The organism is Allobosea sp. P1_B10 (assembly GCF_056406735.1).
On the sequence record NZ_JBFTZP010000003.1, the window covers coordinates 72,698 to 84,977 of the forward strand.

Annotated in this window: 10 protein-coding genes; 3 read left to right on the forward strand and 7 right to left on the reverse strand. The window is 65.3% G+C overall.

The annotated features are described in order from the left end of the window. Positions 1 to 393 precede the first annotated feature (393 nt). Positions 394 to 2,319, forward strand: coding sequence for a molecular chaperone DnaK (dnaK, locus tag AC1D2L_RS07855; RefSeq protein ID WP_476845295.1), 1,926 nt, complete (start codon positions 394 to 396; stop codon positions 2,317 to 2,319). A 153-nt stretch (positions 2,320 to 2,472) separates the two neighbouring features. Further along, positions 2,473 to 3,615: a molecular chaperone DnaJ gene (gene dnaJ / locus AC1D2L_RS07860; protein ID WP_476845296.1), complete on the forward strand. Its 1,143-nt coding sequence runs from the start codon at positions 2,473 to 2,475 to the stop codon at positions 3,613 to 3,615. A 102-nt stretch (positions 3,616 to 3,717) separates the two neighbouring features. Here dnaJ and AC1D2L_RS07865 read toward each other — a convergent pair whose 3' ends face one another. The 4 genes from AC1D2L_RS07865 to AC1D2L_RS07880 all read right to left on the reverse strand — a co-directional run bounded on the left by AC1D2L_RS07865 (position 3,718) and on the right by AC1D2L_RS07880 (position 8,114). Next, a complete protein-coding gene (locus tag AC1D2L_RS07865; RefSeq protein WP_476845297.1) occupies positions 3,718 to 3,909 on the reverse strand; it encodes a CsbD family protein in 192 nt (63 codons plus the stop codon). Between the two features lie 102 nt (positions 3,910 to 4,011). Further along, positions 4,012 to 4,836, reverse strand: coding sequence for an MmyB family transcriptional regulator (locus tag AC1D2L_RS07870; RefSeq protein ID WP_476845298.1), 825 nt, complete (start codon positions 4,834 to 4,836; stop codon positions 4,012 to 4,014). 162 nt (positions 4,837 to 4,998) lie between these two features. Next, entirely contained in the window at positions 4,999 to 7,005 is a 2,007-nt protein-coding gene (locus tag AC1D2L_RS07875) for a methyl-accepting chemotaxis protein (protein ID WP_476845299.1), read from the reverse strand. A 587-nt stretch (positions 7,006 to 7,592) separates the two neighbouring features. Next, positions 7,593 to 8,114: a cysteine dioxygenase gene (locus tag AC1D2L_RS07880; RefSeq protein ID WP_476845300.1), complete on the reverse strand. Its 522-nt coding sequence runs from the start codon at positions 8,112 to 8,114 to the stop codon at positions 7,593 to 7,595. A gap of 182 nt (positions 8,115 to 8,296) precedes the next feature. On the opposite strand from AC1D2L_RS07880, the gene AC1D2L_RS07885 reads away from it, so the two are divergent. Then, the gene (locus AC1D2L_RS07885) at positions 8,297 to 8,773 is read left to right on the forward strand and encodes an Lrp/AsnC family transcriptional regulator (protein WP_476845301.1); all 477 of its coding nucleotides are present in this window, start codon (positions 8,297 to 8,299) and stop codon (positions 8,771 to 8,773) included. Between the two features lie 87 nt (positions 8,774 to 8,860). On the opposite strand, the gene AC1D2L_RS07890 is transcribed toward AC1D2L_RS07885, so the two are convergent. From AC1D2L_RS07890 to AC1D2L_RS07900, 3 genes are all read right to left on the reverse strand, one after another. Further along, positions 8,861 to 9,955 (reverse strand): TRAP transporter substrate-binding protein, encoded by a 1,095-nt coding sequence (locus AC1D2L_RS07890; protein WP_476845302.1) that lies wholly within the window; start codon positions 9,953 to 9,955, stop codon positions 8,861 to 8,863. 151 nt (positions 9,956 to 10,106) lie between these two features. Then, positions 10,107 to 11,819: a GMC family oxidoreductase gene (locus AC1D2L_RS07895; RefSeq protein ID WP_476845303.1), complete on the reverse strand. Its 1,713-nt coding sequence runs from the start codon at positions 11,817 to 11,819 to the stop codon at positions 10,107 to 10,109. A gap of 28 nt (positions 11,820 to 11,847) precedes the next feature. After that, positions 11,848 to 12,279 (reverse strand): GlcG/HbpS family heme-binding protein, encoded by a 432-nt coding sequence (locus tag AC1D2L_RS07900; protein ID WP_476845304.1) that lies wholly within the window; start codon positions 12,277 to 12,279, stop codon positions 11,848 to 11,850. Position 12,280: the final 1 nt, after the last annotated feature.

Below are 12,280 nucleotides of genomic sequence, written 5' to 3' on the forward strand. Positions count from 1 at the left end.
CCCGGCAGGGCTTGGTATCATAGGCGCGTGTCGCGAAAACCTGACGATAAAGGCGTATCGGCCCCACGAAAGCTTCGCCACGTCCCTCCTGCATGAGATTTCGCGCGAGGCCGCGCAAGGACACAAGCGCAACACTGCGCCGCGAATTGTCGCCGCGCCCGCAATCCCGGGCGATTGCGGACTACGATCGTTGCTTAATCGGCTGTTCTGTCTTGCAAGGGCGGGAACACCCTCCCTATATACGCCGCCAAGAGGCGGTTTGACGACCGCTCGACGTGGAATGCCGGATCCGTTCGCCGCATTAGGCGGGGGCGGGTCGGTCCATGGGCCGGCAGGCGGCGCCCGAACGCGGCGCAGGTCGGCGATCTGCTCAATTTAAAAGGGATCCCCTCCATGGGTAAAGTTATCGGTATCGACCTCGGCACGACCAATTCCTGCGTCGCGGTCATGGAAGGCTCGACCCCCAAGGTCATCGAGAATTCCGAAGGCGCCCGTACCACTCCGTCGATCGTCGCGATCACGGATGATGGCGAGCGTCTCGTCGGTCAGCCGGCCAAGCGCCAGGCCGTGACCAACCCCGAGCGCACCTTCTTCGCGATCAAGCGCCTGATCGGTCGGACCTTCGACGATCCGATGACGCAGAAGGACATGCATCTCGTCCCCTACAAGATCAAGAAAGCCTCGACCGGCGACGCCTGGGTCGAAGCCGATGGCACCGACTATTCGCCGTCGCAGATCTCCGCCTTCACCCTGACCAAGATGAAAGAGACGGCCGAGGCTTATCTCGGCCAGCCTGTGACGCAGGCCGTCATCACGGTCCCCGCCTATTTCAATGACGCCCAGCGCCAGGCGACCAAGGATGCCGGCCGCATCGCCGGACTCGAGGTGCTGCGCATCATCAACGAGCCCACCGCGGCGGCCCTCGCCTATGGCCTCGACAAGAAGCATGCCGGCACGATCGCGGTCTATGACCTCGGCGGCGGCACCTTCGACGTCTCGATCCTGGAGATCGGCGATGGCGTCTTCGAGGTGAAGTCGACGAATGGCGACACCTTCCTCGGCGGCGAAGACTTCGACATGCGCCTGGTCGAATACCTCGCGGACGAGTTCAAGCGCGAGCAGGGCATCGACCTGAAGAAGGACAAGCTTGCCCTTCAGCGCCTGAAGGAAGCTGCGGAAAAGGCAAAGATCGAGCTCTCGACCACGGCCCAGACCGAAATCAACCTGCCCTACATCACGGCCGATGCCTCGGGCCCGAAGCATCTCGCCATCAAGCTGTCGCGCGCCAAGTTCGAGAGCCTGGTCGACGATCTCATCCAGCGCACGATCGAGCCCTGCCGCAAGGCGCTCAAGGATGCCGGCCTTTCGGCCGGGCAGATCGACGAAGTGGTCCTGGTCGGCGGCATGACCCGCATGCCCAAGGTCCAGGAAGTCGTGAAGCAGTTCTTCGGCAAGGAGCCCCATAAGGGCGTCAACCCCGATGAGGTCGTCGCCATCGGCGCCGCGGTCCAGGCCGGCGTGCTCCAGGGCGACGTCAAGGACGTGCTGCTGCTCGACGTGACCCCGCTGTCGCTCGGCATCGAGACGCTGGGTGGCGTGTTCACGCGCTTGATCGACCGCAACACCACGATCCCGACCAAGAAGAGCCAGGTCTTCTCGACTGCCGAGGACAATCAGCAGGCCGTGACGATCCGCGTCTTCCAGGGCGAGCGTGAAATGGCGGCCGACAACAAGATGCTCGGCCAGTTCGATCTGATGGGCATCCCGCCGTCCCCGCGCGGCATGCCGCAGATCGAGGTGACCTTCGACATCGACGCCAACGGCATCGTCTCCGTGACGGCCAAGGACAAGGCCACCAACAAGGAGCAGCAGATCCGCATCCAGGCCTCTGGTGGACTGTCTGACGCCGACATCGACAAGATGGTCAAGGACGCCGAGGCGAACGCCGCCGAGGACAAGAAGCGTCGCGAGCTCGTCGAGGCGAAGAACCAGGGCGAGAGCCTGATGCACTCGACCGAGAAGTCGTTGAAGGACTATGGCGACAAGGTTTCGGCTGCCGACAAGTCGGCGATCGAGACCGCTCTCGAGGCGCTCAAGGCCTCGCTGGCCGAGGACAACGCCGAGACCATCACCGCTCGCACCACAGACCTGATGCAGGCGTCGATGAAGCTTGGCGAGGCCATGTATGCGGCCAGCCAGGCCGAGGGCGCCACGGCGGAAGCCGGCGCCGAAGATGCTGAAGCCGCGAAGGACGACGTCATCGACGCCGACTTCAAGGACGTCAGCGACGACAAGGGTGACAAGAAGAAGAGCGCCTGAGCGCGCTCGGCTTCGACCACTGCGTCATGGCCGGGGGTGACCCGGCCATCTCGTTACTGGAAGGCCTCGTGGAGGCAAATCTCGCTGTCCGCGTGACATGGCCGGGTCGAACCCGGCCATGATGCGTCTGGAAAGCGAAGGGGCGGCTGTTTGATGTCCAAGCGCGACTATTACGAGATCCTCGGCGTTTCCAAGACGGCCAGCGATGCGGAGCTGAAAAGCGCGTTCCGCAAGCTCGCCATGGGCTGCCACCCGGACCGCCACCCCGGCGACAAGGGTGCGGAGGCCAAATTCAAGGAGCTGAACGAGGCCTATCAGATCCTGTCCGACGAGCAGAAGCGCGGCGCTTACGATCGCTACGGCCATGCCGCCTTCGAGAATGGCGGCGGCGGCAGCCAGCAGGGTCCGGAATTCTCCGACTTCATGTCGGATATCTTCGATTCATTCTTCGGCGATGCGCGCGGCGGTGGTCGTGGCGGCCCCCGCGCTGCCAATGGCCGCGAGCGCGGCGCCGATCTGCGCTATAATCTCGAGATCGGTCTCGAGGACGCGTTCGCGGGCAAGAACGCCTCGATCCGCGTGCCGACCTCGATCGCCTGCGAAGTCTGCTCCGGCAGCGGCGCCAAGCCTGGCTCCAAGTCGCGGCAATGCCCGACCTGCGGTGGCCATGGCCGTGTCCGCGCCAACCAGGGCTTCTTCTCGGTCGAGCGCACATGCCCGAGCTGCGCGGGGCGCGGCGAGATCATCGACGACCCCTGCAAGAACTGCCAGGGCGCCGGTCGCGTCACGCGCGAGCGCACGCTCTCGGTCAACATCCCGGCCGGCGTCGAGGACGGAACGCGCATCAGGCTCGCAGGCGAGGGCGAGGCCGGTCTGCGCGGCGGCCCGGCGGGCGACCTCTATATCTTCCTGTCGATCAAGCCCCACGCCATCTTCCAGCGCGATGGCGCCGACCTGTTCTGCCGGGTGCCCCTCGGCCTGACCTCGGCCGCGCTCGGCGGCGAGATCGAGGTGCCGACGCTGAACGGCGAGCAGGCCCGGGTGAAGATTCCCGAGGGCACGCAGACCGGCAAGCAGTTCCGTCTCAAGGGCAAGGGCATGAGCGTGCTGCGCTCGCGCGAGGTCGGCGATCTCTATATCCAGGTGCTGGTCGAGACCCCGCAGAAGCTGACCCCGCGCCAGCGCGAGCTCCTGCAGGAGTTCGAGCGCGAAAGCTCCGGCGCAACGCATCCCGAAGCTGCGGGATTCTTCGGCCGCGTGAAGGACTTCCTCGGCGGCATCGGCGGGGCGGCCTGACTTTCTCGTCATTACTTCGCCTTGCTCGCAAACGTCGTGGGCTTAACAAAAAAAAAGGGCCGCCTTTCGGCAGCCCGCTTCTTGATCTCGGTCTGAACGTGATCAGACCTTGTCGATCACGTTCTTGACGGCATCCTTGCCCTTGCCGAGCGCCTGCTGGGCTTCGCCCTTGCGCTCCTGAACGACGCCCTCGGCTTCGAGCTCGGGCTTGTTCAGGGCCTTGCCTGCGGCTTGCTTGACGTTGCCGGCGGCCTCGTTGGCCATGCCCTTGATCTTGTCGGCGGTGCTGCCCATGGTCGTGGTCCTTCCGAATTTCCATCCGCTGTTGCGGCTTGCGATAGGAGAACCGGCTAGCCGGGAGAAGGTTCCGAGGCGGGCTAGGACTAGTCCGTCTGGTCAGCCGCGACCGTCGGCCTTCACCATCGCGCGCAGATGCTCCGCCGTCTCCGCGTCAGCGGGAAAGAAGGTCTCCAGGGCCAGCTCCGACAGCGTGATGTCGACCGGCGTGCCGAAGACGGTGGTGGTCGAGATCAGCGACAGGACCGTCTCGCCCAGCCGCAATTGCAGCGGCACCACGATTGCCGGCTCCTGTTCCCGGGGCTGGTCCTGTCCCTTGCGTGCAGCCGGCCTCGGCACCGGATAACTCAGCAACTCCTCCAGCAGGGCGACAAGCACGGGGTCGGCGGTCGCCCTGATCTGCTGCCGCAGGCGCGAGACCAGATGCGCCTGCCATTCGGCGAGATTGACGATCACGGGAGCAAGTCCGCGCGGGTGCAGCGACAGCCGCAGCACGTTGACCGGGGGCCGCAGCAGCTCGGCATCGGCGACGAGCCCAAGCAGAGGCGCGACAGAGCCATTGGCGGCGAGCAGCGTCCAGTGCCGGTCGACCGCCAGGGCGGGATATGGCTCATGCCCCTTCAGGACCAGATCGATCGCAGCCCGCGCCGCATGCAGACTGGGGTCGTCCAGCGATCGCTCCAGATACACTGGCGCATAGCCCGCCGCCAGCAGGAGCGCATTGCGCTCGCGCAGGGGCACGCCGAGATGCTCGGCGAGGAGCAGGACCATCTCGCGGCTCGGCTCCGAGCGCCCGCTCTCGATGAAGCTGAGATGCTTCTGCGAGATCTCGGCCTCCAGCGCGAGATCGAGCTGGCTCTGCCGGCGCAACTGACGCCAGTCGCGGATCAGCGTGCCGACGAGGGGCTGATGATGCTGGTTCATGACGCAAGCCTATCCAGCCTGCCGGTGCCGCTCAATTACCTCCCGCTTAATCGACGCGTGGCCCAGGGTTGGCCGGGATCGGCTCGTCGCAACGGCCAGGGCGCCCTTGAGTGCGGGGACGCCTGCTCGTTGCAATGAGCGGGTAGCCGGGGCGGCTGCCGCTCAAAATTCTTCCCAGCCGGTATCGCTGGCGCGGCTGTTGGCGATCTTGCGGGCAGGGCCAGGCTGGCGTGCAGAGGGAGCGGCAGCGGAGGCGCGGCTCTGGGCGAAAGCGGCCTCGGCGAGCTGGCGCAGGCGCTGCGGCTCGCTCCCGGCGTTGCGCGCGGCCGGGCGCGGAGCAGCGGCCCGCGCGGGGGAAGCTTCATCGCCGGTGCGGAAGGCCGCGACGAGGTCGTTGAGCTGGCCGATGCGGCCCGACAGCGAACCCGCGGACGCTGCGCTCTGCTCGGCGAGTGCCGCATTGGCCTGCGTCATCTCGTCGAGATGCGCGACCGCCTGGCTCATCTCGTCGATGCCGTTGGCCTGCTCGCCGGAGGCCGCCGAGATGTCGGCGATGGTGGCAGCGACCTTCTGCGAGGCCGCCTGGATCTTGGTCAGCGAGGCACCCGCCTGGCGCACCAGCTTGACGCCCTCGCCGACCTCGGCGTTCGAGGACGAGATCAGTCCCGAAATATCCTTGGCAGCTGCGCCCGAGCGCTGCGCCAGCGTGCGCACCTCGGAGGCGACGACGGCAAAGCCCTTGCCGGCATCGCCGGCCCGCGCCGCTTCGACCGCTGCGTTCAGCGCCAGCAGGTTGGTCTGGAAGGCGATGTCGTCGATCACCCGGATGATCTCGGAGATCTTCTGCGAGGCGCTCTCGATGCGCGCCATGGCCTCGACGGCCTCGCCGGCGATCGCGCCACCGGCCTGGGCGGCCTGCATCGCCTCGTCTGCGATCGCAGCCGCCTCACGCGAAGCCTGCGCGGACGCTTTCACGGACGCCGCGAGTTCCTCGGTGGTGGCCGCCGTCTGCTCCAGCGACGAGGCCTGCTCCTCGGTGCGCTTGGACAGATCGTCGGCGCCGGTATTGATCTCGCGCGCCGCGAGTCCGACATCGGCCGAGGTGACCTGGATCGTGCGGACCGTCTGGGAGAGCCGCTCGACGGTGTCGTTGAAATCATCCCGCAGGCCGGCATAGGCTGCTGGAACCTCGATCTCCATGCGATGCGTCAGATTGCCTTGCGCGAGCTCCGAGAGCCCTGTCGCAAGCTCTGCGACCACGATCTCCAGCTCCTGCGTCTGCGCCCGCTGGGCTTCGGCGGCTTTCTGGCGTTCGCTGTCGCCGGTCCGGCGGGCCTCGTCAAGCATCTCGCTATGGCTCGCCGTCTGCGCCTCGAGCCCGGCCTTTGCGATGGCAGCCTGGCGCAACACGCCGACCGCCTCGCCCATCGCCGCGATCTCGCCGCTTCCGCTCAGCGCTGGCAGGGGCGAATCGAGGTCGCCCTGCGCGAGCTTGTGCATGGCGTCCTTCAGCTGCCCGAACGGCTTCATCATCCTGCGCACGATCAGCAACAGCAGCGCTCCGCCGACGACAGCTATGAGCAGGCAGGCAACGAGATTGCCGACGACCATGTCGTCGATCACCGCCAGGAAGTCCGCCTGCTTGATGCCGACGAACAGGATTCCGATGACGGCCTTGTCCGAAGCCTGAAGGATCGGCTCGTAAACCGTGAAATAGGGCTGGCCGAGAATATCGGCAGCGCCGGAATAGGTCTTCTTCTCCTTGAAAACGGTGTCATAGGCGGGGCCAGGCGCCAGCTTCGTGCCGACGGCGCGGGAGCCATCGGGCTTCTCGACATTGGTTGCGACGCGGACATCGCCCATGAAGACCGTCGCGACGCTGCCCGACAACCCCTTGACCTTGTCGACCGCCGCGAAACTGCCGTTGACCGGCTCGGAGCCGAAATAGAGCCTGTCGCCGTCCAGTCGCGGCTCGCCCTTGCTTCGCAGGAGATCGCTCAGCAGGTTGATGTTCACTGCGAGGCTGGATTGGGCGCGCTCCCTCATTGCCTTGTCGGCAGCCCTGATCGACACCAGCATGGATGCCGCAACTGCAGCCGCAACAATGACGGCCCCGACGAGTGCCAGGCGTGTCGCGATCGGCAGGCGAGCAGCTGAAGGTGTTTTCATGTCAGTATCTCGATGCGGCAAGGCGGATGAGACGCGGCAAGTCGAATCAAGATGAATGTGGAATTGTTAAAATTGAGCTTATTTTACTCGTCTCGTCTTCGAAATGTTGAAGCTGGAGGAGCTGAGCCGTATTTGAGGTCAGTGGCAGATAGATCGAGGTATTCGACAATTCGATCAAATCAGGTTTCGATACACGTGGTGCCGCAAAATGATGGATGTAGATCCGTAGTATTCGCGGAAATAGTATTTGTGGCAGGTCGATTGCGTAGGGCGTGCGATCACGTGGCTTTGCGGATGCCGCCCTTGGTCCGCTTTTGCTCGGCAGGGATCCGCGATATCGGCGACAACGGTCCGGACGTTAGCAACCCGCCAGTCTCACACGGTCCGCTTCGGCTTCTGGCCAAGAAAAAGCCCGGCTCCCCTGAAAGGGGAACCGGGCTTATCGCGCCTCACGGTCGGGGGGATGGTGAAGCGCTGCTGCCATAACGGTGCAGCTACGCTCCGGTTCCCTCGAACATGAGATGATCGTCGAATATTTTTCGCCACCTGCCGTGCTGCGAATCCGCATCCCTGGAGCCGGCTCAGGCTCAGCCGTTCGAGGCGGTATACTCGGTCTCGATCGACGAAGCGTGCGCCTCATGGTCGAAGCCATAGATATGGATCGAGATGGCCTCGACCTGATGCAGGTTCTGCATGCGGTGGATATTCGGTCCCGACGGCAGCATGCAGGCGACGAAGCCCGCCTGCCTGTCCTGGATCTCGGTTGGCACCGCCCGGCAATCGCCGATGTCGCGATACCAGGTCTCTGTCACCGTGCCGCTGACGACGCCGAAGCAGCAGGAACAATGATGGTCGTGGATCGAGGTCGCAGAGCCTGGGCTCCAGACGATCGCCCAGACGCTGACCTCGTCGTCACCGGCCAGCAGGTTGCGGGCATAGCTGCCGGGCTTGCGTTCGAGCGGCAGGCGCTCGACCAGGCCCGGAATGGAAACCAGTTCCTGCAGGACCGCGCGCGCCGCGCCGAGATAGTCGCGCGACAGGGTGTTGTCGCATGTCCGCAGGCTGCGCAATACGCCCGCCCGCCTGTCTTCGCTCAGGACACCCTGCATCGGCCCGCTCCGTCGCCATCGATTGCGACGATGATAGAGCGGGGCCGGCGCAACTGGTTTGCTAACTGGAGGAAAATCCTTCTCCTATTGGAAGCTCATTCTAAGAAGATACGGAAAAGTGGAATGAGCGGCTTCCTGATGGCAGGGTGGCGCAAGCAAATCACGTCCGGTCCGGAGCGCGCATGATCAAGCTCGACGAATTCGATCTCAAGATTCTCGCGCGGCTGCAGGAGGATGCGAGCACGCCCCTGGCCGAACTCGCGGAGGCGATCGGCCTGTCGTCGACGCCGTGCTGGCGCCGGATCCAGAAGCTCGAGAATGCCGGGCTGATCCGCAAGCGCGTGGCCCTGCTCGACCGGACGCGCCTCAAGGCCGGTGTCACGGTTTTCATCGCCGTCAAGACCAGCCGCCATTCGATGGAATGGCTCGAGCGCTTCCATGCCGCGGTCAACGACCTCCCGGAGATCGTCGACTTCTATCGGATGAGCGGGGAGATCGACTACCTGCTCAAGGCCTATGTGCCCGATATCGAAGCCTATGATGCGCTCTACAAGAAGCTGATCTCGCGCATCGACCTGAACGATGTCACCTCGATGTTTGCCATGGAGGAACTGAAGTCCACGACGGCGATACCGCTCGGATTTGCGGTACGGCCGTGATCGGTGATCCAGTCCATGCCCGCCGCGGGTCTGCGCAGCGGGCATGGGGAAAGCCTCTCCGGACGAGCGCCCGGAGCGGATTTGGCCTCAGCGCTGGGCGCGCATCAGGTTGGCGATGTTGATGTCGTAGGGGAGTTCGCTGACCTGCCACCACAGCGACGAGGCCGCACGGAACTCGTTCTGGTTGGCCAGGATCGACTTGAAGGTCGGGTTCTGGGCGCTGATCTCGGCGAAGGTTTCCTCCGCCGCCTTGAACGAAGCGGCCATGATCGCCGGCGAGAAGGCGCGCAGCTGGGCGCCGTTGGCGACCAGGCGCTTGAGCGCAGCCGGGTTCTCGTGGTCGTACTTGGCCTGCATCCACGCGTTGGTCTCTGCGCAGGCGCTGGCGAGGATCGCCTTGTAGGCCTTGGGCAGTTCCTGCCACTTGGCGTCGTTCATCATCAGCGAGATGACCGTGCCCTGGTCCCACCAGCCGGGATAATAGTAGTACTTGGCGATCCGGTAGAGCCCGAGCTTCTCGTCGTCATAGGCGCCGGTCCATTCGGCGGCATCGATCGCACCGCGCTCCAGCGAGGAGTAGAGCTCGCCGCCGCCGATCTGCTGCGGCACCACGCCGAGCTTGAGCAGGATGTTGCCGGCGAGGCCACCGACGCGGAACTTGATGCCCTTCAGGTCATCGACCGTGTTGATCTCCTTGCGGAACCAGCCGCCCATCTGCACGCCGGTGTTGCCGGCCGCTAGGCTGTGCAGGTTGAACTTCTTGTAGAAGGCGTTGAGCATGTCGTTGCCGCCGCCGAACTCCAGCCAGGCCGTGGTCTGGCGTGCATTCAGGCCGAAGGGAATGCAGGTGCCGAAGGCGAAGGTCGGATCCTGGCCGATCGCGTAGTAGCTGCAGGTGTGGCAGCATTCGACCGTGCCGGCCGATGCCGCATCGATCACCGCGGCGCCGCCGGGCACGATCTCGCCGGCTGCGAAGGGCTGGATCTCAAACTTGTTGTCGGTCGCCTCCGCAACCCGCTTGGCTAGCTGGACCGAGCCGCCGAAGAGTGTGTCGAGCGACTTCGGGAAGGCCGAGACGAGGCGCCACTTGATGGAAGGGGCGCTCTGCGCAATGGCGGGGCTGGCGATGGGCGCAGCGACGGTCGCGGCCGCAGCGCTGGCGATGAACTGCCGACGTTTCAAGTAAGCTCTCCTTGGATCATGCGCCGGGGCCACTCTCGTGGTGGGGTTGGCGCGCGGCCGTTATCCCGAAGCCGCGACGACAAGGGAATAGCAATCTTGCGCGCGCGCAATCATTTCCGCAGCTTTCTGTCGGGCGCTCGAGTTGGAGCGACTAGTTTGGTCTGGCCGCGATCAGCTCCGCCATGCGCTCGGCGATCATGATCACCGGCAGGTTGAGGTTCGCGCGCGGCGCGGTCGGCATGATCGAGGCATCGACGACGCTCAAGCCTTCGACGCCGTGGACCCGGCCCGTGGCCCCGTCCACGACCGCGTCGGGGTCGTCGGCTGCGCCCATGCGGCAGGTGCCGCAGCAATGCCACTGCCCGAAGGCATGGGCCTTCACATAGGCCTCGAGAATGTCCGGCTCGTTCAGCAGCGATTGCAGGCTGATCCCGCTCGAGACGGCGTGCTGGAAGAACAGTTTTCGCAGCGGCGGCAGGGCGTCGATCGCAAGCGCGATCGGCGCGGTGATCAGGTAGTTGCGCACGGTCTGGCGGCCGAGCGACTTGGCGAAACCGCTATAGCTCGAGGCGCCCGGCATCTCGACGAGATCTGCCAGGGGCTGCGTGGCGAACAGCTTTGCGATCAGGTGCACGGCCGCGCCCATGCGCTGGAGATCGCGATAGTCGGACAGATAGTTGAAGTCGGCGGTCGGCTCCTGGCGCGGGTCCGACGAGACCAGCCGCACGTCGCCACGCGAATGCGCCTTGTTGATCCAGGAAATGATCGTGCCGATGCGCGGCCCCAGCGGGTGCCAGGCCGATTTGGCCGCGACCATCAGGAACATGTCGGATGGACCGCAGTCCTCGACGCCGGAAGAGTAGCGCATGCCGACATGGATGTGCCGGCGCGTCGAGTTGCCCAACCGCGCGGCGGGCTTGATGTAACCCGACAGCGAAATGCCCGGATGCTCCTGCAAATTGGCGCCGACGCCGCGCCGGTCTGCACGCACCTCGATTCCGAGCGACCGCAGATGCGCTGCCGGGCCGATCCCGGATCGCATCAGCAGGGCCGGCGAATGCATGCTCCCCGAGGAGACGACGACCTCTCGCGCCGCCAGGCGCTGCTGGCGGCTGCCGCTTGCGACGTCGACGCCGACGACCCGGTTACCCTCCATCGCGAGTGTCAGGACCTTTGTGTCGGCCATGATGGTGAGGTTCGGCCGGCGCCGGGTTGCGGCGTCGAGATACGCCATCGCGGTCGAGACGCGGTGCTGGCCGTTATTGGACAGCGTGATCGCAAAGTGCCCGTCGCCGAAGGCGCCGTTCTGGTCCTTGATGTCAGGGTAGCCTTGCGCCTCCATGGCCGCCTCGGCCGCGACAGAGAAGGCCGGCCAGCGCTCATGCGGGATGCGGTGGATCGGGATGGGGCCGCTTTTGCCGTGCAGCGGCCCGGAATAGTCGAGATCGTTCTCGGCCTTGATGAAATAGGGCAGCACCGCGTCCCAGTCCCAGCCCTGCGCGCCGGCCTGTCCCCATTCGTCATAATCGGCCGGCGTGCCACGATTGGCGATCTGGCCGTTGATGCTGGAGCCACCGCCGATCAGCATCGGCTGCTCGTAGCGCTTGGGCGGCGGACGGTTGGTGACATTGTGCAGATGCGGTTGCGTCTGCACCATCAGGTCGGGCCAGTGGTTCTGCGGATCGAAGGCGGCCTTGCCGGGATAGGTGTCGAGGATCGCCGAGCCTTCTTCGCCGGGCTTGAGGTCGCGCCCGGCCTCGATCAGCAGGACTTTTCGGGCAGGGTCGGCAGACAGGCGATTGGCCAGGACGCAGCCGGCCGAGCCGCCGCCCACGATGATGATATCCCACATGGTCAGGCTCACGATGCTTGCATAGTCGGGGTAAGGTTGATCAGGCGGAGAGGCCGAGCGCCGCAAAGGCGGCTGCGCCGGCCTCGGCCACCTGCTGGTCCTGAACGGTCGAGCCGGAGCTGACGCCGATGGCGCCGATCACCTGCGTGCCGGCGCGCAGCGGAATGCCGCCCGCAAGAGTGGTGAAGCGGCCGCCATGCAGGTTCTGGATGCCGAAGCCGGGCTCGCCCGGCAGGGTGCGCGCTCCGATCGCCTTGGTCTCGACCTGGGCGCCAGCCGCGGTGAACGCTTTTGCCAGCGCGATCTCGATCGAGGTGAACTTGGCGCCGTCCATGCGCCTGAAGGCGACCAGGTGGCCCGCTGCGTCGACGATCGCGATATTCTGGGGCACGCCCATCTGCGTCGCTTCGCCGGCTGCGGCCGCAATGACGGCCTCGGCCTCGTCGCAGCCGATATTGGAGATGGAATGCATG

Coding starts and splice junctions, on each gene's coding strand:
- AC1D2L_RS07875 (WP_476845299.1), bottom strand. CDS start 7,005: ATGAAAACACCTTCAGCTGCTCGCCTGCCGATCGCGACACGCCTGGCA.
- AC1D2L_RS07870 (WP_476845298.1), bottom strand. CDS start 4,836: ATGAACCAGCATCATCAGCCCCTCGTCGGCACGCTGATCCGCGACTGG.
- AC1D2L_RS07865 (WP_476845297.1), bottom strand. CDS start 3,909: ATGGGCAGCACCGCCGACAAGATCAAGGGCATGGCCAACGAGGCCGCC.
- AC1D2L_RS07880 (WP_476845300.1), bottom strand. CDS start 8,114: ATGCAGGGTGTCCTGAGCGAAGACAGGCGGGCGGGCGTATTGCGCAGC.
- dnaJ (WP_476845296.1), top strand. CDS start 2,473: ATGTCCAAGCGCGACTATTACGAGATCCTCGGCGTTTCCAAGACGGCC.
- AC1D2L_RS07900 (WP_476845304.1), bottom strand. CDS start 12,279: ATGCATTCCATCTCCAATATCGGCTGCGACGAGGCCGAGGCCGTCATT.
- AC1D2L_RS07885 (WP_476845301.1), top strand. CDS start 8,297: ATGATCAAGCTCGACGAATTCGATCTCAAGATTCTCGCGCGGCTGCAG.
- dnaK (WP_476845295.1), top strand. CDS start 394: ATGGGTAAAGTTATCGGTATCGACCTCGGCACGACCAATTCCTGCGTC.